Annotated in this window: 11 protein-coding genes and 1 tRNA gene; 10 read left to right on the top strand and 2 right to left on the bottom strand. The window is 66.3% G+C overall.

The genetic code is table 11. From position 1 onward, the window contains the following. Positions 1-3: 3 nt before the first annotated feature. The 5 genes from EKM57_RS13210 to EKM57_RS13190 all read left to right on the top strand — a co-directional run bounded on the left by EKM57_RS13210 (position 4) and on the right by EKM57_RS13190 (position 5,627). The gene (locus EKM57_RS13210; protein WP_129792985.1) at positions 4-3,114 is read left to right on the top strand and encodes an efflux RND transporter permease subunit; all 3,111 of its coding nucleotides are present in this window, start codon (positions 4-6) and stop codon (positions 3,112-3,114) included. A gap of 15 nt (positions 3,115-3,129) precedes the next feature. Further along, a complete protein-coding gene (locus EKM57_RS13205) occupies positions 3,130-3,684 on the top strand; it encodes a TspO/MBR family protein (protein ID WP_129792984.1) in 555 nt (184 codons plus the stop codon). 32 nt (positions 3,685-3,716) lie between these two features. Then, entirely contained in the window at positions 3,717-4,031 is a 315-nt protein-coding gene (locus tag EKM57_RS13200) for an accessory factor UbiK family protein (RefSeq protein ID WP_129792983.1), read from the top strand. A 99-nt stretch (positions 4,032-4,130) separates the two neighbouring features. Then, positions 4,131-4,640 carry a YbjN domain-containing protein gene (locus tag EKM57_RS13195; RefSeq protein WP_129792982.1) on the top strand — a complete coding sequence of 170 codons (510 nt, stop codon included), beginning with the start codon at positions 4,131-4,133 and terminating at the stop codon, positions 4,638-4,640. 168 nt (positions 4,641-4,808) lie between these two features. Next, positions 4,809-5,627 carry a pyrroline-5-carboxylate reductase gene (locus tag EKM57_RS13190; RefSeq protein WP_129792981.1) on the top strand — a complete coding sequence of 273 codons (819 nt, stop codon included), beginning with the start codon at positions 4,809-4,811 and terminating at the stop codon, positions 5,625-5,627. Between the two features lie 19 nt (positions 5,628-5,646). Here EKM57_RS13190 and EKM57_RS13185 read toward each other — a convergent pair whose 3' ends face one another. Beyond that, on the bottom strand, positions 5,647-5,895 hold the full coding sequence (locus EKM57_RS13185; RefSeq protein WP_129792980.1) for a hypothetical protein: 249 nt from the start codon (positions 5,893-5,895) through the stop codon (positions 5,647-5,649). Between the two features lie 174 nt (positions 5,896-6,069). Here EKM57_RS13185 and EKM57_RS13180 point away from each other — a divergent pair, with 174 nt between their 5' ends. The 4 genes from EKM57_RS13180 (at position 6,070) to EKM57_RS13165 (ending at position 9,784) form a co-directional block, all read left to right on the top strand. Further along, the gene (locus EKM57_RS13180) at positions 6,070-6,960 is read left to right on the top strand and encodes a branched-chain amino acid aminotransferase (RefSeq protein ID WP_129792979.1); all 891 of its coding nucleotides are present in this window, start codon (positions 6,070-6,072) and stop codon (positions 6,958-6,960) included. A gap of 136 nt (positions 6,961-7,096) precedes the next feature. Next, a tRNA-Gln gene (locus EKM57_RS13175) sits at positions 7,097-7,171 on the top strand. A 160-nt stretch (positions 7,172-7,331) separates the two neighbouring features. Beyond that, positions 7,332-8,741, top strand: coding sequence for an integrase arm-type DNA-binding domain-containing protein (locus tag EKM57_RS13170; RefSeq protein ID WP_129792978.1), 1,410 nt, complete (start codon positions 7,332-7,334; stop codon positions 8,739-8,741). A gap of 710 nt (positions 8,742-9,451) precedes the next feature. Next, entirely contained in the window at positions 9,452-9,784 is a 333-nt protein-coding gene (locus EKM57_RS13165; RefSeq protein ID WP_129792977.1) for a hypothetical protein, read from the top strand. 291 nt (positions 9,785-10,075) lie between these two features. Here the strand turns inward: EKM57_RS13165 and EKM57_RS13160 are convergent, their stop codons facing one another. After that, positions 10,076-10,645 (bottom strand): trehalase-like domain-containing protein, encoded by a 570-nt coding sequence (locus EKM57_RS13160; protein WP_371414143.1) that lies wholly within the window; start codon positions 10,643-10,645, stop codon positions 10,076-10,078. A 419-nt stretch (positions 10,646-11,064) separates the two neighbouring features. On the opposite strand from EKM57_RS13160, the gene EKM57_RS13155 reads away from it, so the two are divergent. After that, positions 11,065-20,546: autotransporter-associated beta strand repeat-containing protein (locus tag EKM57_RS13155; protein ID WP_165357412.1), on the top strand; the 9,482-nt coding region annotated here is incomplete at its 3' end.

Here is a 20,546-nt window from a genome sequence, read left to right as displayed (position 1 = left end):
CCGGTGCAGATTTCCGATCTCTCGGTCAAGCGGCCTGTCTTCGCGGCGGTGCTGGCGATGCTGGTGGCGGTGGTCGGAATCGTCGGATTTTTCAGCCTGTCGGTGCGCGAATATCCGGATGTCGATCCCCCGATCGTCTCGGTCGAGACGCGTTACATAGGCGCGGCCGCAAGCGTCATCGAGACTCGCGTCACCCAGGTAATCGAGGATCAGCTCGCCGGAATCGAAGGCCTGCAGACGATCTCGTCGCGCTCCCAGGACGGCGAATCCGACATCACCCTCGAATTCGCTCCCGGGCGCGACGTCGACGCGGCCGCCAACGACGTGCGCGACCGGGTCGGCAGCGTCGCCGACGACCTGCCCGACGAGGCGCTGGCGCCCGAGGTGCGCAAGGTCGATGCGGACGCTTCGCCGATCATGTTCCTGGTCATCTCCAAGCCAGGCTGGTCGCCGCTGGAGCTCAGCGACTATGTCGACCGCAACCTGGTCGATCGCTTCTCGTCGATCGACGGGGTCGCGCGGGTCTTTATCGGCGGCGAGGCTCGGCCGGCGATGCGCGTCTGGTTGCAGCCGGAGCGGCTCGCGGCGTTCAGCCTGACTCCGGCCGATGTCGAGGCGGCGCTACGGCGGCAAAATGTCGAGCTGCCCGCGGGCCGGCTGGAATCGCAGCAGCAGAACGTCACCTTGCGGGTCGACCGGCCGTTCAGCACCCGCGACGATTTCGCCGGTCTGGTCGTCGGCCGCGGCCAGGATGGCTATCAGGTTCGGCTCGGCGACGTCGCGCGGGTCGAGCAGGGGCCGGAAAATCCCTATACGGCCTTCCGCCTGAACGGAAATCCGGCGGTCGGCCTCGGCATCGTGCGCCAGTCCGGCGCAAACACGCTCGCGGTCGCCCAAGCCGCCAAGACTACGGCCGACGAGCTGCGTCCCACCCTGCCCGAAGGCATGGAGATCGTCATCGGATCGGACGACAGCCAGTTCATCGACCGGGCGATCGAAAAGGTGTGGGTGACGCTGGCCGAGGCGGCGGTGCTCGTCGTCCTCGTCATCTATCTCTTCCTGGGGAGCTGGCGCGCGACCCTGATCCCGGCAGTGACCGTCCCCTTGTGCCTGCTCGCCAGCTTCGCGGTGCTCTGGCTGTTCGGCTTCTCGATCAACCTCCTCACCCTGCTCGCGCTCGTCCTGTCGATCGGAATCGTCGTCGACGACGCGATCGTCGTGCTCGAGAATGTCTATCACCGGATCGAGGAAGGCGATCCGCCGCTGAAGGCCGCGTTCGAGGGCACGCGCCAGGTCGGCTTCGCGATCGTGTCGACCACGCTCGTCGTGTGCGCCGTGTTCGTCCCGATCATGTTCATCGCCGGCCAGACCGGGCTGCTGTTCCGCGAGCTTGCCGCGGCGATGATCGGCGCCGTCGCCTTCTCCGGCTTCTTCGCCCTGAGCCTGGCGCCGATGCTCTGCTCCAAGCTGCTTCGCCACGAGGAGCGCAGGGGCTTCTCCTCCTGGATCGACACGCGCTTTCGCGGGCTCGAGGAACGCTATGCGCGGCTGCTCGACACCGTGCTGCGCCGGCCGCTCGTGCCGCTGATCATCGTCGGCCTCTTCCTTGCCGCCGCCGGAACCGTGTTCGCGACGCTGCACTCGGAGCTGGCGCCGGCGGAGGATGTCGGGATTCTCAGCGCCAATCTCTCGGCGCCGGAGGGAACCGGCTATGATGAGATGGACCGCTACATGGCCGACGTGCAGGCCCGAGTGCTTCCGCTGCTCGAGGGCGGCGCGGTCCGTTCCGTCATCACCCGAACGCCCGGCGGCTGGGGCCAGAGCGACGATTTCAACAGCGGCGCCGTCACCATCTTTCTGAAGCCGTGGGAGGATCGCGAGGAGACGACCGCGGACGTGGTCGGCCAAATCAACGAGATCCTGGCCGAAGTGCCGGCCGTGCGCGGCAATGCCCAGGTCCGCTCCTCGCTCGGCCGGGGACGCGGGCAGCCGCTGAATTTCGTCATCGCCGGCGCGACCTATGAGGATCTCGCCCGCGCCCGCGACCGGATCCTGGCCGCGGCCGCGAGCAATCCGGGCATCGTCAATCTCGACAGCGACTATAAGGAAACGAAGCCGCAGCTGCGCATCGACGTGAACACGGCGCGTGCCGGAGATCTCGGCGTGTCGGTCGAGGCCGTCAGCCAGGCGCTGCAGAGCCTGCTCGGATCGCGGCGGGTTTCCACCTATATCGACCGCGGCGAGGAGTATCGCGTCGTCGTCCAGGCCGAGGCCCAGGCGCGCGCGACCGAGGCGAACCTCGCCTCCATCTATGTGCGCAGCCGCACCGGGGCCCTGATCCCGCTGTCCAACCTGGTCACCGTGCGCGAAAGCGCCGGGGCGCGCGATCTCGGCCGGTTCAACAAGCTGCGTGCCATCACCTTGTCCGGCGGCCTTGCGCCCGGCTATCCGCTCGGCGACGCGCTGGAGTTCCTCGAGCAGCAGGCCGCCGCCGCCCCCGAGGTGATCGCCGTCGGCTATCGCGGCGAGAGCCAGGCGCTGCGGGAATCCGGCGGGTCGATCTATTTCGTCTTCGCCCTCACCATCCTGGTCGTCTACCTGCTGCTCGCCGCCCAGTTCGAGAGCTTCGTCCATCCGGCGGTGATCATCAGCACCGTGCCGCTCGCCGTCGCCGGCGGCGCGATCGGCCTCGCCATCATGGGCCATACGATCAACCTCTACAGCCAGGTCGGCCTCGTCATGCTGGTCGGTCTGGCGGCGAAGAACGGGATCCTGATCGTCGAGTTCGCCAATCAGTTGCGGGATGCGGGCCGGGACATCGGCGAAGCCATTCGGGAAGCCTCGCGGCGGCGGCTGCGGCCGATTCTCATGACGTCGATCGCGACGGCGGCCGGCGCGGTGCCGCTGATGATCGCCACCGGCGCCGGCGCATCGGCGCGGGCGACCATCGGCACGGTGATCGTGTGGGGCGTGTCGATCTCCACGCTCATCACCCTGTTCCTGATCCCGCTGCTCTATTCGCGGCTGGCCCGGTTCACCGGCTCGCCGCTGGCGGTCACCCGGAAGCTGGAGAGCCAGCTGGCGGATCCGGCGCAGCCGGCTCCGGCGGAGTGAAAGGATCCTGAGCGGATGACGGGACTTGCTTCACGGTCGCAGCTGCGGCTGAGCCTGCTGCGCTGGGCGCTGGTGACAGTGCCGCTGGTGCTGCTGCTCGGCATCTTGTCCGGGAGGGTGTCCGGATCCGGCTACGGCAATCCCTGGTTCGATGCGTTGGCGAAGCCCGCCTTCATGCCGCCTGGCTGGATGTTCGGCGCCGCCTGGACGGTCCTCTACATCCTGCTTGGTCTGGCGCTGGCGATGCTGCTCCACGCGCGCGGCGCACGGCACCGCGGGACCGCGATCGCAATCTTCCTGCTCCAGCTCGCCGCCAATTACGCCTGGTCGCCGCTCTTCTTCGCTCTGCATCAGCCTGGCGGAGCCCTAGCGCTGGTGGCGGTGATGATCCTTCTCACCGTCGTGCTGATCGTGCTTCTGTGGTGGATTCGGCGCATCGCCGCCTGGCTGCTCGTCCCCTATCTGGCCTGGCTCTGCTTCGCGGCCTTGCTCACGGCCTCGATCTGGCAGATGAACCCCGACCCCGATGTGCTTGCGCCGCAACGGTCGAGCACCGATATCATGCTCTGAGCCCGAGCGATCGGCCGACCAGGAGCAGGAATATGCAGTCCCAGAACCGTCTGTTCGACGATTTCGTCAAGGTGATGAACGGCGCCGCCGGAACGATCGCCGGCATGACCCGCGAGGCGCAGGCGGCGATGCAGGATCGCGCGCGCGACTGGATCGGCGGCCTCGACATGGTCAGCCGCGAGGAATTCGAGGCGGTCAGGGCGCTGGCGACGGCGGCGCGGGAGGAGAATCAGGTGCTACGCCTTCGCATCGAAGCGCTCGAGGCGACCGTCGGCGCGAAGGCGGCGACGCCCGTCGCTGAAGCCAGCGAGGTCGGCTCGGCCAGCGAAGATACGCGGCCGGCCTGACTATCCACAGATAATTTATGCCGGAACCGCGCTGTTTCTTGCGCTTTGCAGCATCAACAGGCAGATTCGCGGGAACAGAAGAGGACCGGGGACCGCTTCATGAATATGGACGAATTTGAGCTGGAGCGGGACGCGAGTGCGCCGATCGACATGCTCGAGCAATATTACAGTGCCTTGGGCTGGGTTTACGAGCGCAACGGGGAGGACGAGATCGTCTCGACTTTCCAGGGCAGCTGGACCCAGTACGAGCTGCGCGCGATCTGGCGCGAGGAAGATCATGTCCTCCAGTTTCTTGCGCTCCCCGATGTCAGGGTCGCCGCAGACAAGCGCGAGGCGACCTACGAGACGATCGGCCTGATCAACGAGCAGCTCTGGCTCGGCCATTTCGAGCTGTGGTCGGCCTCGGGCCTGGTCCTGTTCCGCCACGCCGCCTTGCTGGAAGGAGACGAGGGCGGCACGCTCAGCCTCCAGCAGGCCGAGACGCTCGTCGAGGCCGCGATCGAGGAATGCGAGCGCTTCTACCCGGTGTTCCAGTTCGTGCTCTGGGCGGACAAATCCCCCCAGGAGGCGATTGCGGCGGCTTTGATCGAGACTCAGGGCGAGGCCTAAGCCGCCGCGCCGGCGCTTCCAGGCCATGCCTGCATTGGCAGCGGCCACGCCCCGTCGAGGTATTGTGCGGCGGGCGCCGCAGCGGGTTCCAGCCTGCGCCTGAACGCATTAGGAGCATCGGGCCGGTGTCTCCCGGCCACTTCGATTCACGTCGCACAGGATCTCGATATGGCCGATCCCCTCCTTCCCGGGCCGCTCTGGCTGATCGGCTGCGGCAATATGGGCTCGGCGATGCTGGACGGCTGGATCGCCGCCGGCGTGGATCCGAGCCATGTCAGCGTCGTCCGTCCGAGCGGCCGTGCCGTGGGGCACGGGATCAGGGTCCTCACCGAATGCCCTGAGGACGAGGTGCCGGCGATCGTGCTGCTGGCGATGAAGCCGCGCCAGCTCGACGCGGTCGCGCCGGAGCTGGCGCCGGTCCTCGATCCTCAGACGATCCTGGTATCGATCCTCGCCGGGGTGGAGCAGGAATCGCTACGGGCACGGTTTCCGACGCCCGGGACGATCGTCAGGGCAATGCCGAACCTTCCCGTTCGCTACGAAAAGGGGGTGGTGGGCCTGTTCAGCGACAGCCCCGATGTCGCCGCCCGGGCGATGGTCACGGGCCTGATGGCGTCGCTCGGACATGCCGAATGGTTCGACGACGAGTCGCTCTTCCAGCTGGGCGGCGCCCTGACCGGCGCGGGACCGGCCTTCCTGTTCCGCTTCATCGAGGCGTTGGGCACGGCGGCCGAGCAGCTTGGACTTCCGCACGACCAGGCCGGGCGGCTGGCGACGGCGATGGTCGAAGGCGCGGCGATCATGGCTGCGCGGTCCGAGGAGGGGCCGGCCCGGCTCGCCCAACGGGTGGCGAGCCCCGGCGGCACCACCGAAGCCGGGCTCGACGTGCTGGACGCCGGCGATTCCCTCAACGACCTCGTGGCGCGAACCCTGGAGGCGTCACGCCGCCGCAGCCACGAAATGGCAGCGGAGGCGCGGCGGGGCTGAGGCGCAGGCTCCGCAGCCGTCAGGGGCTGACCGGATCCTCGCCGTCATTGTCGAAGATCACGCCGGTGGCGGTGAGGATGCCGAGCAGGATGATCAAGGCGGCCAGCGCCGGAGCGAAGAGATTTCCGCCGGCCAGCTCGTTGCCGTCGACGCTCGCGCCGGCGCGCTGCACGGGAGCGGCGGTCGGCGGAGAGACCGCGGACTGCGCCATCACCGGAGTCGCGACCATCGAAGCGGCGGTGGCAAGTACGAGAGCTTTCTGGAACATCTTCATCCCCTTGGACGGCAACACTGGAGGGATCGGAACGGGTGCGTCCATGTAAAGTTGCATGGCAGTCGACGAGCCGAGCAGACCTTCGGACCAGCGATGAAGGAGCGCACCCGAAATGGGAGCGATGCCGGCGCCGTTGACCGGCCGAAACGAGCGCCGTATCGGCTCTGCATGGCCGACCTACCCAACTTCCACGATCGCGATGGCTGGATCTGGCTCGACGGCGCCCTGGTGCCGTGGCGCGAGGCAGGGGTCCACGTCCTCACCCACGCACTTCATTACGCGTCGTCCGTCTTCGAAGGGCAGCGCGCTTATGGCGGCGAGGTGTTCAAGCTGAACGAACATAGCCGGCGTCTCAGGCGCAGCGCCGAGCTCCTCGGCTTCGAGATTCCGTGGAGCGTCGAGCAGATCGACGAGGCGTGCCGGGAGGTGCTTCGCGCCAATGGGCTCGAGAACGCCTATATGCGACCGCTCGCCTGGCGCGGATCGGAGCAGATGGGCGTTTCGGCGCAGCACACGAAGATCCACCTCGCCATCGCGGCCTGGGAATGGGGCGCCTATTTCGGCGATGAGGCGGCGCGCAAGGGCATCAATCTCGACATCTCCGCCTGGCGGCGTCCGGCGCCCTACACCGCCCCGACCGCCTCAAAGGCGGCCGGTCTCTACATGATCTGCACGCTCGCGCGCCATGCGGCCCAGGACAAGGGGCTGGACGACGCCTTGATGTTCGATTGGCGCGGCCAGGTGGCCGAGGCGACGGGAGCCAACGCCTTCTTCGTCCGGGACGGGAAGATCCACACGCCGACGCCCGATTGCTTCCTCGACGGGATCACGCGGCGCACGGTGATCGACCTCGCCCGGCGACGCGGCATCGAGGTGGTCGAGCGGGCGATCTGGCCGGAGGAGCTGGAGAGCTTCGAGCAGTTCTTCCTCACCGGCAGCGCCGCCGAGCTCACCCCGGTCGCTTCGGCCGGTCCGTGGAATTTCGAGGTCGGCGATCTCAGCTTGCAGCTCCGCAAGGACTATATCGATCTGGTCAACCGGCGAATTCCGAACGCTTGATGGGGCAGGGCGGCTGTCCCGGCGCGCGCCGGGTCCGGCCCTACCCCATCGGAGCTTAGCTCCACCCGCGCGCCGAGTTCCGATGGGGGTTCCCAACCTCCCTTCGCAGCTATAAGGCCCGCCGCGTCCGCTCTGCTGGGGCGTCGCCAAGTGGTAAGGCACCGGTTTTTGGTACCGGCATTCGCAGGTTCGAATCCTGCCGCCCCAGCCAACCGAATCCTCTAGATTCGGTCCTAGAACAATGACTTGCACGCAGATCGACTGATGGATCAGTTGGATCCGGTTCGCCTCAATTGGCCCGGATTCGACGCCTCTTGTGTACCGATTTGTGTCCCGATTTTTGTTCTGCCGAAGGACCCGTTGGAGTCGGTATGGCAAGCAATCTCGCACGCGCAAGCGCTTCAGAACACAACGTAATCGAGCTGGACCGAGTTCGACCCAGCTCGTCTGGGCTCGTCTCGCATAGCCGCAATTTGTGTCCTGATTTGTGTCCCGATTCGTCGAACGACCGCAGGCCTCGACAGGCCAAAAAGGCAAGGAAAAGGGAGCTAACTCCAGCACTTATCGACAATCTGAGGGGTGGCAAGCTGGACGATTCGAAAACCGGTGCCCTCTCGATTGAGGTGCTCTCGAGCGGCAAGAAGAGATGGCTGTACCGGCGGCGGATCGCCGGCCGCGGAGAAATCGTGAAGCTCAGCCTCGGCCTTTATCCGGCCTACTCGATCGCCGATGCGCGCGAATGGGCAAATGCGCTCAACCTGCAGATCGACGCCGGGATAGATCCGCGCGAGGCGGCTCGGCAGGAGCTTCGCCTCGCGACAATGACCGTCGATCGCGCGCATGACCTTTACATGGAGGCGGTCCGCGAAGGCCGGTCTTCGCGCGCCAAGCGCCCAAACAAGCCCCGGACCGTTGCGGACAAGGAGGAGATCTACAGGCGGGACATCGCCCCGAAGATCGGGCGGAAGATCATCTACGACGTCACTGAGGCCGACCTCATCAAACTGGTCGAGGCGAAGGGAAAGACGGCGAGGGTGCGGGCGAACCGTCTCGCCGCCGAGCTCAAGGTCTTTTTCGGCTGGACCGCATCCCTGCGTGGGCTCGCTGTGGGATTGGAGGCCGATCCCTCACGTCGGCTCGGAGATCTTCGGTTCCCGGAAACGCCGCGCGCGCGGCGGTTGGCGCTTCAGGAGATTGCGTGGTTCCTCGAGGCCCTCGTAGAGGAAGAGCGCGAGTATCAGCGCGGCATGGTCCTTTGGCTGCTGACCGCCGCTCGCCTGGCCGAAGTTTGCGAGGCGCGGTCGGACGAGCTGGCTGACGGCGTGTGGACGATCCCCGCCGCCAGAACCAAGAATTCGGTGGAACATCGCATCTCGCTCGGCCCGTGGGGGTGGGCGCTCATGCACTCGAACAGCGAATGGGTGTTTCCCGCGCCGAAGCTCGACCAACCGCGGTCGCGCAGCTGCTGGTACAAGGCGCGCGATCGCGTCAAGAAGAGGATGGAGCGACTAGCCGGCCGTCCCATCGAGCGATTCACGCCGCACGATTTTCGCCGCACGTCCCGATCGAACACCAAGCGTCTCAAAGTGGACTATGAAACGGCGGAGGCGATGCTCAATCACGTCAAGAAGGGGCTGGAGCGGACCTATGACACGTACGAGCTGGAGGAGGAAAAGCGCGCTTGGTTCCTCCGGTGGGAACAGGAAATCGCCGAGATTGCGCGACAAGCAGGGGTCGCAGAAGCGCTTGGAGCGCCCTCAAGATCGTCGTGCGGCAATTAAGAGGGTCTCAAATGTTGTGCGGGCCCCTCATTGGATCGCTCACGAAACAACAGGCATTGCCTCGACCTCGATTGTTTCCGCTTTAGCGCTCTGGGTTGATCTGGCTTCCCATTGGATGATGTCCGCAGGGAACAAGATGTTCGTGATGCCCGGGAGGAGCTGAGAGAAGGTGGCCAAGAACGCCATCCGGCCAGGCGTGGCGGGTAGCGGAACCTCCATTCGCCACATCGAGCGCCGTCAGCCGCGCAGCGATATGCACCAGCAACTTCATCAGCGATGAGAGCAGCCGTATGAGCCGAAACCTGTCGTTGCGAAGCCTCCACAACGAGCTTCTGACCTTAGCCGAGACGGCGCGATTCCCGCTCGAGCAGCGCCATGATGCGATCCGGGCGCCCGATCAGGCGTTCCGGTCTTGGCTCGATCGCGATCAGAGCGCGGGCAAAATGCGATCAATGATGCGGCTGCTGCCGTCCGATAGCCGCCCTTCATGGGCCGACGTTCGAGCCTCGACGCCTTCTCGCGGAGGATGAAGAAGGCGCACTCCGTGCGTCGCGGCTGCCGCAACAAGGTCTCTCTTGTGCCGTCAGCGACCGCCAGGGCTTAGCTCGCCGCATCCAGAGGCGGGCAGTGGCCGGCGGGACGAGTTGCCCTGGGGACCCTGAGCGGACTAGGTTGGCGCGATGCGAGCATTGAACGGATTTGCATATGTCATGGCGTTCGCCATTTCGGCCGGCGAGATCGCACGGTTCTGGGGAAGCGGGCGGTCCATTCCGATGGCGCTCGACGAACTCGCGATAGCCGTGGTGTTGGTTTGGGCTGCATGGCGCTCGCCCCGTGAAGGAGCCTATGGGCACCTCGTGGTATGGGGCGCCTTCTGCGGCCTCGTGCTCGTTCTGCTGGTCGAAACCGCCGATCGCCAGATGCACGGCCCCATGGAGGCGGCAGGACCCATCTATCTGGCGGTTCTCGGCGCCATGCTGATCCTCGGTCTGTGGTCGGTGCGGCGCGCGCTGCGATTGGCCCTTGGCGGCGGCGGGCGCTAGGCATCCCGTTGGTTCCGCGAACCGCGCGCTCGCGCGCGAGCGCACCTTCTTGGCGCATTCAGCGCCGCTGTCCCTCGGGCCTTTTCCAGCGCCTGTTCGGCCGGCCCGAGCATGAACGGGCGGGCCCTCTCGACAGGAGCCAGCTACAAGATCTCGGCACGAAGCCCACAATGTCGCAGCAGAAATGAAGGCGGGTCTGCCGCCCACGGTCTTGGAGCGTGCGCCCATTTGAGACCAAGACTGACACATGAGTATGTTCGCCGCCGGACATGAAGCCCGGCGGCGCGTATCTTACCAGCGATCCTGGCGATCGTGCTTCTGGCGAAAGATCCGGGCGCTGGCTCGATCCTGACGTCGGTCAAGGCGCGCACGCTCCCGGCATGTCAGCCGCCCGCCCGTCCAGCGCATGCGGTCTTCGGCGCGATCACGGACGGTGCCGCGCTCGCCGATCACAATCCGGGTCAGGTCCGAATTCAGCGACCCCCGCACTGGCTTGAATTCGGTAACGACGGGTGAACCTTCGTCCGTCTCGATCGGTGTCTCCAGGTCAGCGTATCGCCGCCATAGGCCTGGGTGATCCGAGCGGCACCGCCGGCAGGACCGATCCAACAGCGACGTTGTCCGGCGTCCCAGCAGGGCCGCAAAGCAGGCGTCCGAAATGAAGGGAGGCCAGCAGAGCCAGTGAATCGAGCCATCCTTCGACACCAGCGTAGCCGTCTCGCCGCCGCCGAGCAGCATCCGAAATCCGCCAGGCGCCGCCTGGATTCGCAGGTGGTTGCGCCGGTCACCAGACGCCGCGCCGTGGCCCGGCTGACGGCTCGCGCCTGGACCAGTATTGCCGACCGCCGGCAACCATTTCATACGTCATGAAACAAAATTTTACATTTCGTTAACGAAACGTTAACCAAGTATATCTTTAATTATCCAGAAGCGTTTGAGTTTTTTTGTTTCTATATTGTTAGTGACTTCGATATTTTGTGCGAAATACCGTAGTCATCCGATATTGCCTCTCCGGAGGCCGGACTTCAACGTCAACGTGCCGAGTAATGGGCGACACCGGACGGTGTCTTGTGGAGCCGCATGCATGATCCCCGGCGCTCGCGTCGGCGGAACTGCTGGTGCGAGGGGCGTATGAACGGGGTGGGCAGACGTCGCATGCGCATGATGTCGGATCTGACAGCGCTCCTCCGCCGGGCCGAGCCAAATCTCCATCCAATCCTGATCATCTCAACCTCGCGGCGTCCGCCGATCGAGGTCCTGTTGCGTCGAGGGGAATGCGCGTGAGCGAGAAGAGCAAGCAAGCCAGCCGCAAGGACCGCATCGGAATCGCATCGAGGCGGCTGCTCTGCGGCGCATCGCTTGCGGCTTTGCTGAGCCTTCCCTCGCTCGCGCACGCCCAGGACGCAAACCGCTATTGGGACGCCAATAGCACGGCGCCCGGAGCCGGTGGAGCAGGCACCTGGGACACGACGTCACTGCGGTGGAGCACCGATGGAAACGGCACCGGCGGTCTTTACGACCGGCCGTGGCAGAACGCGCAGCTGGACAACGCGATCTTCGCCGGGACCGCGGGCATCGTGAACCTGAGCGTGCCGATCACCGTCCACAACATCACCTTCGACAGCGCGAACTATACACTTACCGGAAACACGCTGACGCTCGCCGGCTCGACACCGACCATCAATGTGAGCACCGGCACTTCGACGATCAGTTCCGTCATCGCAGGCACCCAGGGCCTGACCAAGGCTGGCGCGGGGACGCTCAGCCTGACCGGCGTGAGCACCTTCACTGGTGGCATCGTCGTCAATGGCGGCGAGATTTCCGTCGACTCGGACGCGTCCCTGGGGGCTGCGTCGAACACCGTTACGCTCAATGCCGACACCGTCCTTACGGCTATCGGCGCGCTGAGCACCAGCCGTGAAGTCGACCTCAACGGCGATGCCAGGATCAGCGGTGGTGGCGTCGGTTCCGCCCTGTTCACGGGAACCGGAACGCTCTCGATCTTCCGGAGCGTCACGATGAGCAACGACGCCAATACCTATACAGGCACGACGATAACGAACGGCTTCGGCACAGCCGGAACGGTCCGGTTCACATCCGTCAGGAATACGGGCGTTGCGAGCTCGCTCGGAGCGAGCGGCGACATCATCTTCAGGGGCACGAATAGCTATACCGGTACCGGCGACACCTCCAACCGCACATTCCGGATTCAGCCTTCCTCCAACGCATCGGCGGGGCTGGTCAATTCGGGCACCGGCATCCTGGCCTTGACCGGCCCCATATTTCTTGAAGGAGGTCCGCGCAGCCCTTTCTTCTCCGCCGAGAGCGCGGATCTCGTCCTCTCCGGCACCCTCAGCGGCACCAACACCGCGACCGTTTCCTATACCGGAGGCGGCACGGCGCGCACGATCACACTCGGCGGAGCCAATACCTATACCGGTGCCAACAGCATCGGCACGGTGACGGTGAGGGTCTCGACCCTCGCCGATCGCGGCGCCGCCAGCTCCCTCGGTACGAACGACAATACGGGCGCGGGGCTTGCCGACATCGAGATAAACAATGGCGTGCTCGACTATAGCGGTGACGGCGACAGCAGCAATCGCACCTGGGAGATTTCGAACAATTCAAGCGTGCTCAACAATGGTACGGGAGCTCTCGCGCTCACGGGCGCGGTGACGTTCGACCCCGTGGCGAGCATCGACACGCTTACGCTCGGCGGCAGCGCCGCGGGCGAGAATACGATTTCGGGCGACATTACAGGCTCCGGCCGCCTGGTCGTGAACGGCGCGGGCACATGGGCGCTTTCGGGCACCAACACCTATACGGGCGGCATCACCGTCGAGAGCGGAACGCTGCGCGCCGACTCCGCTTCGGCTCTAGGCGCAACCACCAGCGTCACGGTGAATGGCGGCACGCTCGATCTCAATGGGAATAACCTCTCCCTGACATCGATTGACGGCTCCGGAGGGACGCTGGCGCTCGGCAGCGCGAACCTTACTGTCAACCTGGGTACGGGCGTCGACAGGACCTATTCCGGTAGCATCACCGGCACCGGCAGCTTCACCAAGCTCGGCGCCGGCAACCTGACGCTCACCGGCGTCAGTACCTATACGGGCGTGACGACGATCGGCGGCGGCATTCTGTCGCTCGACTTCGCCGCGACGTCCGACGGCCCCACCGACAATCTCATTTCGAATCAGTCGGCGCTGTTCATGAGCGGCGGCGAGCTTCGCGTGACGGGCGGCCCCGGAGAAACCAACAGCCAGACCTTCGACGGCCTCACCATCACCGGCGGGAACAATATCATCCGGGCGACCGGGACTGCGGCCAACCTGACGCTCGACCTGGGCGCCATCACGCGCTCGGCCGGTCTCGCCAATTTCGTGCTTCCCGGGGCCGGGGCGATCACGACCAGCAATGCCGACGGCGCCTTGGGCGGATGGGCGACCGTGAACGGCACCGATTATGCGAAGGTCGAGGGCGGCAACATCGTCGCATTCACCAATACGGACTATGTGAACAGCGACGACGCTTCCACCTGGGCCGCCAATCAAATCCTGAGCGACGCGGGGGGAAGCGCAGACTCCGCTTATTTCGGGACGGTCGGCAGCAGCGTCCAGATCGGGGGCCTGCAATATACCGCCAACGCGGATTCCACGGTCGAGATCGACCCAGGGGCCACGCTCGGCATCGACGGCACGATCATCGTCGCCCCGAGCGTGGCCACCGGGACCCAGCTCATCACCGATGGCTCGATCACCGGCTCGTCGGGCGGCGGCGTGCTCGGCGTGCAGCAGAATGGTGCCGGCACCTTCGAAATAGCCTCGCAGATCGTCGACAATACGGGCACGATCGGCTTCACCAAGGCCGGCGCAGGCAGGGTCGTCCTCAGCGGCAGCAACACCTATACCGGGGCCACCACGATCGCCCAGGGCACGCTTTCGGTCAGTTCGATCGAGAATGGCGGCACCGCGAGCGCCGTCGGCCGATCGACCTCCGACGCATCGAACCTGATAATCCAGGGCGCGACGCTGGAATATACCGGCGGCACGACGATCTCCGATCGCGGGTTCTCCCTGGCCCGTTCGGGCTCCACCACCTCTGGCACGATTTCCGTCTCCGACGCGGCGGCCAACCTGACCTTCGGCGGGCAAGTCACAAGCTCCGACGGTGCCGGGCTCACCAAGATCGGCGACGGGACGCTGACGCTGACCAACGCCGGCAACGATTATACCGGCATTACCAGAATCGAAGCAGGTATCCTGGCGACCGATAATCTGGCGAATGGCGGGGCCACCAGCGGGATCGGCGCCGCGAGCAGCGACTCGGCCAACCTCGTGCTGCTCAACGGCAGCACCCTCCAATATACCGGCGGAAATGTCGAGATCGACCGCGGCTTCACGGTCGAAAGCGGTGCCGGCAGGATCGATGTCAGCGCGGCGGCGACCACGCTGACCGTGGGCGGTGTGATCCTCGGCAGCGGAAACCTCGAGAAGTACGGCGACGGAACGCTGGTGCTGACGGGCGCCAACTTGCACGCGGGCACGGTCGTGCAGGAGGGCATTTTGCGGGCGGGCGGCACCGACGTCTTCGGCAGCCCGACCGGTGGAATGATGGTGAATGCCGGGGGCATTCTGGATCTTGCGGACAACAATAACCGCATCGGGGCGCTGAACGGCGATGGCGACGTGACGCTCGGCTCGCTGGCCACGACCACGCTGACGATCGGCGGCGCCAACAGCACCAGCGCCGGATTCTCCGGCATGATCAGCGGCGCGGGCAACGTGACCCACACCAACGGCACGCAGGTGATGACGGGCTGTGGCAACAGCTACACCGGCGTCACCACCATTACGGGAGCCCTCGGCGGATCAGTCCTGACCACGGACTGCATTCTGGACGGCGGCGAGAATAGCGGGATCGGCGCGTCCGGTAGCGACGCCAGCAATCTCGTGATCCAGAACAGCGGCATCCTGAACTATACGGCCGTCGCCACCGACCAGGTTACCGACCGCGGCTTCACCCTGGCCGCGGGCTTCGGCTACATACAGGTGGCCGACGCCGGTACGGTGCTGGAGTTCACCGGCGATTTCACCGGACCTGGTGCGCTGATCAAGCGGGGCGCAGGCACGTTGGTCCTTTCCGGCGCCAACGGCTCCACGGGCGAGACACGGGTCGAAGCGGGCGTCCTGCGATCCGGTTCGGCCACGTCGTTCACCAACGGCCGGCGCCTGTTGATGAGCAATGTCGCGGGCGCATTGTTCGACCTGAACGGGTTCGACGCGACGTTCAGCGCCCTGGACGGCGGCGGTCTGCTCGGCGGAAATATCGCTCTCGGCGACGCGACCTTGACCCTTCTGAACACCGAGACCAGGACCTACGGCGGCACGATCAGCGGAAGCGGGTCGCTGGTCAAGGCAGGCAGTCAAAATCAGGGTCTATCAGGTTGCGGCAGCAGCTATACCGGCTCGACCACGATCAACAGCGGCACACTCTTCGTCAGCTGCCTCACCGATGGGCTGACCAACAGCTCGATCGGCGCTTCGAGCAACGACGCGTCCAACCTCGTGCTCAACGGCGGGGCGTTGCAATATTCGGGCACGGGCGACAGCACCGACCGGCGGTTCACGCTCGGCGGCAGCGCCAGGATCAATGCCTCCGGAACCGGCGCCGTTGCCTTCACCAGTACCGCTGCGGTGACGCTGGCCGGTCCTGGCGCGCGGACCCTGACGCTGGGCGGAACAAATACGGGAGACAATGTCCTCGCGGCGCAGCTTACCGACGCGGACGGCGGCGGCGTCACTTCGCTGACCAAGGCCGAAGCCGGTACCTGGCGGCTCAGCAACGCCGACAGCACGTACACCGGCGTAACGTCCATCCTCGGCGGCGTTCTGAGCGTCGACAAGCTCGCGGACGGCGGCCTTGCCAGCAGCATCGGTCGTTCGACCCTGGATGCGGCCAATCTCGTGATCGGTTCGGGTTCGACCTTGCGCTACACCGGCGCCGGGGATTCAACCAACCGCCTGTTCACGCTCCAGACTGGCGTCACCTTCATAGAATCCTCGGGCACCGGCGCGATCGCCTTCACCAATACCGGCACGATGGGCTTCCAGGGCAACGGCACGCGCATCTTCGCCCTGGGCGGCACCAATACCGGCGTCAACGTCATGGGCGTCAGCATCACCGACGGCACGGGCGGCGCGACGACCGTCGCCAAGAACGATGCCGGCAATTGGTATCTCACCGGCAACAGCACCTACACCGGGCCGACCAACATCAACGCCGGCACATTGTTCATCGGCAATGGCGGCACCACCGGCTCGATCACCAGCAACACGGTCAACGTGACCGGCTTGGGCGCGCTCGGCTTCGACCGTTCGGACACGGTGACCTATGCCGGCACCATTCAGGGATCGGGCGGCGTCACCCAGGCCGGCACCGGCACGACGATCCTGACCGGCGACAATCTCTATTCGGGCGGGACGACGATTAGCGCGGGCATCCTGCAGCTCGGCAATGGCGGCGCCACCGGCTCGATCCTCGGCAACGTCGCCAACAGCGGCACGCTCGCGTTCAATCGGAACAACAGCTACACTTTTGACGGGACGATCACCGGCACGGGCACGATCGCGCAGATCGGCAGCGGCACGACCACGCTGACCGCGGCCAACAATGCCGGCACGACGAGGATCGGCGCCGGCACGCTCAACGTGAACGGCGCCCTCACCACCCAAGACATCGCGATGGCCGGCACTTCGACCCTCAACGTCAATGCCACCATGGGCGCATTCTTGGGCGGTACGGCAAGCCTGACCGGCGACGCGGGGGCGAGCACGATCAACGTGGCCGGCGGGGCGACGCTGCGCGCGGCCGGCGACCTGGGCGGCGGCAGCGACACAGTCAACCTGACCGGCACGCTCGCGACCGGCGGCTCGGTCCTGAACCTCGGCCTGGGCGACGACAGCCTGGTCATCAACGATGGCGCCACGATCGGCGGCGCACGGATCGACGGCGGCGGCGGCGTCGACGACCTTCGGGTCGTCGTCAACAACGCCAGTTCCCCCCCGACCCTGGATTCGGGAAGCGTCAGCGGCTTCGAAAGCCTGACCAAGCAAGGCACTGCCAGCCTGATACTGACGGGCGCCCATGACTTCTCGGACGGAGTCGTCGTCGAGGCCGGGAGACTGGCGATCGGCGATGGCACGACCGCCAGTTCGATCACAGGCGACATCCGCAACGAAGGGACGGTCGACTTCCTCAACTCGGCCGACCAGACCTATGGCGGAACCCTCACGGGCAGCGGCAGACTGCAGAAGCAATTCGGCGGCACGCTCGTGCTCACCGGTAACAATGCCTATACCGGGAACACGGACGTCCTGTCGGGGATGCTCATCGTTAACGGCGACCAGTCCGGCGCGACCGGCCGCGTCACCGTACGCAGCAGACTGGGCGGCGCCGGAACCATCGGCGGGGACGTCCAGGTTAATATCTTCGGCTCGATCGCTCCGGGAAGCGGCAGCGGCATCCCGGGCACGCTGACCATCCTGGGCGATCTGGCCCTGAACGGCCTATCGAGCCTCGAGTTCGACTTCGGGGCGGCGGGCGAGGTCGGCGGAGATCTCAACGACCTGATCGTCGTCGGCGGCGACCTCACGCTCGACGGCACGATCAACGTGACCCAGCCGCCCGGCGGCACGTTCGGTCCCGGCGTCTACCGGATCATCAGCTATGGCGGCACGCTGACCGACGGCGGGCTCAACGTCGGCTCGCCCGACCATTTCATCCAGACCTCGATCGCCGGGCAGGTCAACCTGGTCAATTCGGCCGGCCTGGCGCTGAGCTTCTGGGACGGGGATGGCGGCGCGCGTGCCAACGGCCTGGTCGACGGCGGCAGCGGCACCTGGCGCGCCGCGGGCGACCAGAACTGGACGGACGATACCGGCACCTTCGCCGGCCCATTCGCCGCTGCCAGCTTCGCCGTCTTCCAGGGCGCCGCGGGCGCCGTGCTCGTCGACACCACGAGCGGCCCGGTCGAGGCGATGGGCATGCAGTTCGCCTCGGACGGCTATGTCGTCGAAGGCGGCGGCATCGTGCTGGCCGACGATCCCGGCCAAGCCGGCCTCCAGTCGATCGTTCGGGTCGGGGACGGCACGGAAGCGGGCGCAAATTACGTGGCGACGATCGAGTCCGTCCTGAGCGGCGCGACGCGGCTCGTGAAGACCGATGCGGGCACGCTCGTGCTCACCGGCACCAACCTCTATACCGGCGGCACCGCGATCAACGGCGGCACGCTCCAGATCTCGAGCAACGCCAATCTCGGCGAGTTTACAGGCGGCCTGAGCTTCGACGGCGGCACGCTCCACGTCGTCGCCGACGTGGTGATGATCCGCAACATCGAGCTCGTGGGTGACGGAACCATCGATGCCGACGCCACCTTCGTTGACCTCCGCGGCGCCATATCCGGCGCCGGGGCTCTCACCAAGCAGGGCAACGGCATCTTGGCGCTCGTCGCCGACAGCAGCTATACCGGCGGAACGACCATCGCCGAGGGCATACTCCAGATCGGCAATGGCGGCACCACCGGCTCGATCCTGGGCGATGTCGTCAACAACGGCTCACTCCTGTTCGCCCGCTCGGATGATGTGATCTTCGGCGGCACGATTTCGGGCAGCGGCGAGCTCACCCAGGGCTGGACGGGCATCCTGACGCTCACCGCCGACAACAGCTATACCGGCGGAACGACCATCAGCGACGTTCTAGGCGGCGGCACCCTGCAGCTCGGCAACGGCGGCACGACCGGGAGCATCGTCGGCGATGTCGACAATGGCGGCACGCTGATCTTCAACCGCTCGAACGAATATGTCTTCGCCGGGACGATCTCCGGATCGGGCGCGGTTCGCCAGGCCGGCGACGGCACCACCATCCTGACCGGCAGCAACAGCTATACCGGCCTGACCACGGTCGACGGCGGGACGCTGCTGGTCAACGGCGATCAGTCGCTGGCGATGGGCGAGACCGACGTCGCTTCGGGCGCGACGCTGGGCGGCGTCGGCCGGATCGGTGGGGATGTGATCCTGGCCGGCGGGGCGTTCCTGGCGCCGGGCGACGCCTCCGGCCCCGGCACCCTCACGATCAACGGCAGCCTGTCGCTCGACGGCACCTCCCGGCTCTCCTACGAGTTCGGCGCCTCGAACGTCGTCGGCGGTCCGCTCAACGATCTCGTCGACGTGCGCGGCGATCTGACCCTGGGCGGCACGATCGACGTGACGGTGACGCCGGGCGGGGACTTCGGCGTCGGCGTGTATCGCGTGCTCAGCTATGACGGTCTTCTCGGCGGTCCCGGCCTTGCGGTCGGGGACATGCCGGCCGGGTCCGACGTGGCGGTCCAGACTTCGGTCGCCGGGCAGGTCAACCTCGTCAACACGGCGGGTCTCACGCTCAACTTCTGGGACGGCGAGGCCGGGCCGAAGGGCAGCGCGGTCAATGGCGGCGACGGCGTCTGGCAGAATGCCGACGGCAACGACAATTGGGCTGACATCACCGGTGTGTTCAACGGCGCGTTCGACGACGGCGAGTTCGCCATCTTCTCGGCGGCGACGGGCAGGGTGACCGTCGACGACGATCCGGGCGCGGTCGTCGCCTCGGGCATGCAGTTCATCAGCGACGGCTATGTGATCACTGGCGACGCGCTGACGCTTTCCGGGCCGGATGCGATCGTCAATGTCGGCGACGGCACGGCGGAGGGGGCCGGATATTCGGCGACGATCGAGAGCGCGCTCGTCGGCGGCACGCGGCTGGTCAAGACCGGCCTCGGAACGCTCGTCCTTTCCGGCTCCAACGCCTATGACGGCGGCACGCTGATCCAGGTCGGCGCGCTCAGCATTTCGAGCGACGCCAATCTCGGCGCCGCCGACGGCGCCATCGCGTTCGGCGGCGGGCGGCTCGTCAGCACCGCGGACATCGCGAGCGGCCGCGCCGTCGAGTTGGCCGTTGCGGGCACCTTCCTGCCGGACGTCGGCACCACGCTGACGCTGGACGGCGCGATCACGGGTGCGGGCGGCCTCACGCAGGCCGGCGCCGGGACGCTCGTCCTGACCGGCGCCAACGATTACGAAGGCGCCACCACGGTCGCCGCGGGCAGCTTGTTCGTCAACGGCGACCAGACGGACGCGCAGGGTCTCACGAGCGTCGCGGGCGGCGCGCTGCTGGGCGGCATCGGCACGATCGGCGACGACGTCGAGCTTGCCGGCGGCGCCACGCTCGCTCCCGGCATGCTCGGTGCGGGGACGCTCACCATTGCCGGCGCTCTGACCCTAAGCGAGACGAGCCGGCTCGATTTCCAGCTCGGCGACGCCAACGTCGTGGGCGGTGCGCTCAACGACCTGGTGGAGGTGGGCGGCAACCTCGTGCTCGACGGGGCGCTCGACGTGGCGATGACTCCGGGCGGAAGCTTCGGGCCGGGTATCTACCGCCTGTTCAACTATGGCGGCGCGCTGACCGACAATGGCCTCGAGCTCGGCTCGATGCCTGGGGGAAGCAGCGTCTCGGTGCAGACCGCGGTCGACGGACAGGTCAATCTGGTCAACACGGCCGGACTGTCGCTGACCTTCTGGGACGGCGGCGCCGGACCGAAAAACAACGACCTGGTCGACGGCGGCAGCGGCACCTGGCGCCTGGGCGGCGGTTCCAGCAATTGGACCGACTCCGCAGGCGCCGTGAACGCCGACTACAGCCAGAGCAGCTTCGCCATCTTCTCGGCCGC

It is taken from the genome of Sphingosinicella sp. CPCC 101087 (genome assembly GCF_004151485.1).
Taxonomy (GTDB): domain Bacteria; phylum Pseudomonadota; class Alphaproteobacteria; order Sphingomonadales; family Sphingomonadaceae; genus Allosphingosinicella.
The sequence above is the reverse complement of the archived record's forward strand: the minus strand, read 5'-3'. Positions and strand labels throughout refer to the sequence as shown.

What these genes read in the sequence shown, in the direction of transcription:
- EKM57_RS13160 (WP_371414143.1), bottom strand. Translation starts at nt 10,645, where the DNA reads ATGAAATGGTTGCCGGCGGTCGGCAATACTGGTCCAGGCGCGAGCCGT.
- EKM57_RS13170 (WP_129792978.1), top strand. Translation starts at nt 7,332, where the DNA reads ATGGCAAGCAATCTCGCACGCGCAAGCGCTTCAGAACACAACGTAATC.
- EKM57_RS13180 (WP_129792979.1), top strand. Translation starts at nt 6,070, where the DNA reads ATGGCCGACCTACCCAACTTCCACGATCGCGATGGCTGGATCTGGCTC.
- EKM57_RS13165 (WP_129792977.1), top strand. Translation starts at nt 9,452, where the DNA reads ATGGCGTTCGCCATTTCGGCCGGCGAGATCGCACGGTTCTGGGGAAGC.
- EKM57_RS13200 (WP_129792983.1), top strand. Translation starts at nt 3,717, where the DNA reads ATGCAGTCCCAGAACCGTCTGTTCGACGATTTCGTCAAGGTGATGAAC.
- EKM57_RS13185 (WP_129792980.1), bottom strand. Translation starts at nt 5,895, where the DNA reads ATGTTCCAGAAAGCTCTCGTACTTGCCACCGCCGCTTCGATGGTCGCG.
- EKM57_RS13205 (WP_129792984.1), top strand. Translation starts at nt 3,130, where the DNA reads ATGACGGGACTTGCTTCACGGTCGCAGCTGCGGCTGAGCCTGCTGCGC.
- EKM57_RS13195 (WP_129792982.1), top strand. Translation starts at nt 4,131, where the DNA reads ATGAATATGGACGAATTTGAGCTGGAGCGGGACGCGAGTGCGCCGATC.
- EKM57_RS13190 (WP_129792981.1), top strand. Translation starts at nt 4,809, where the DNA reads ATGGCCGATCCCCTCCTTCCCGGGCCGCTCTGGCTGATCGGCTGCGGC.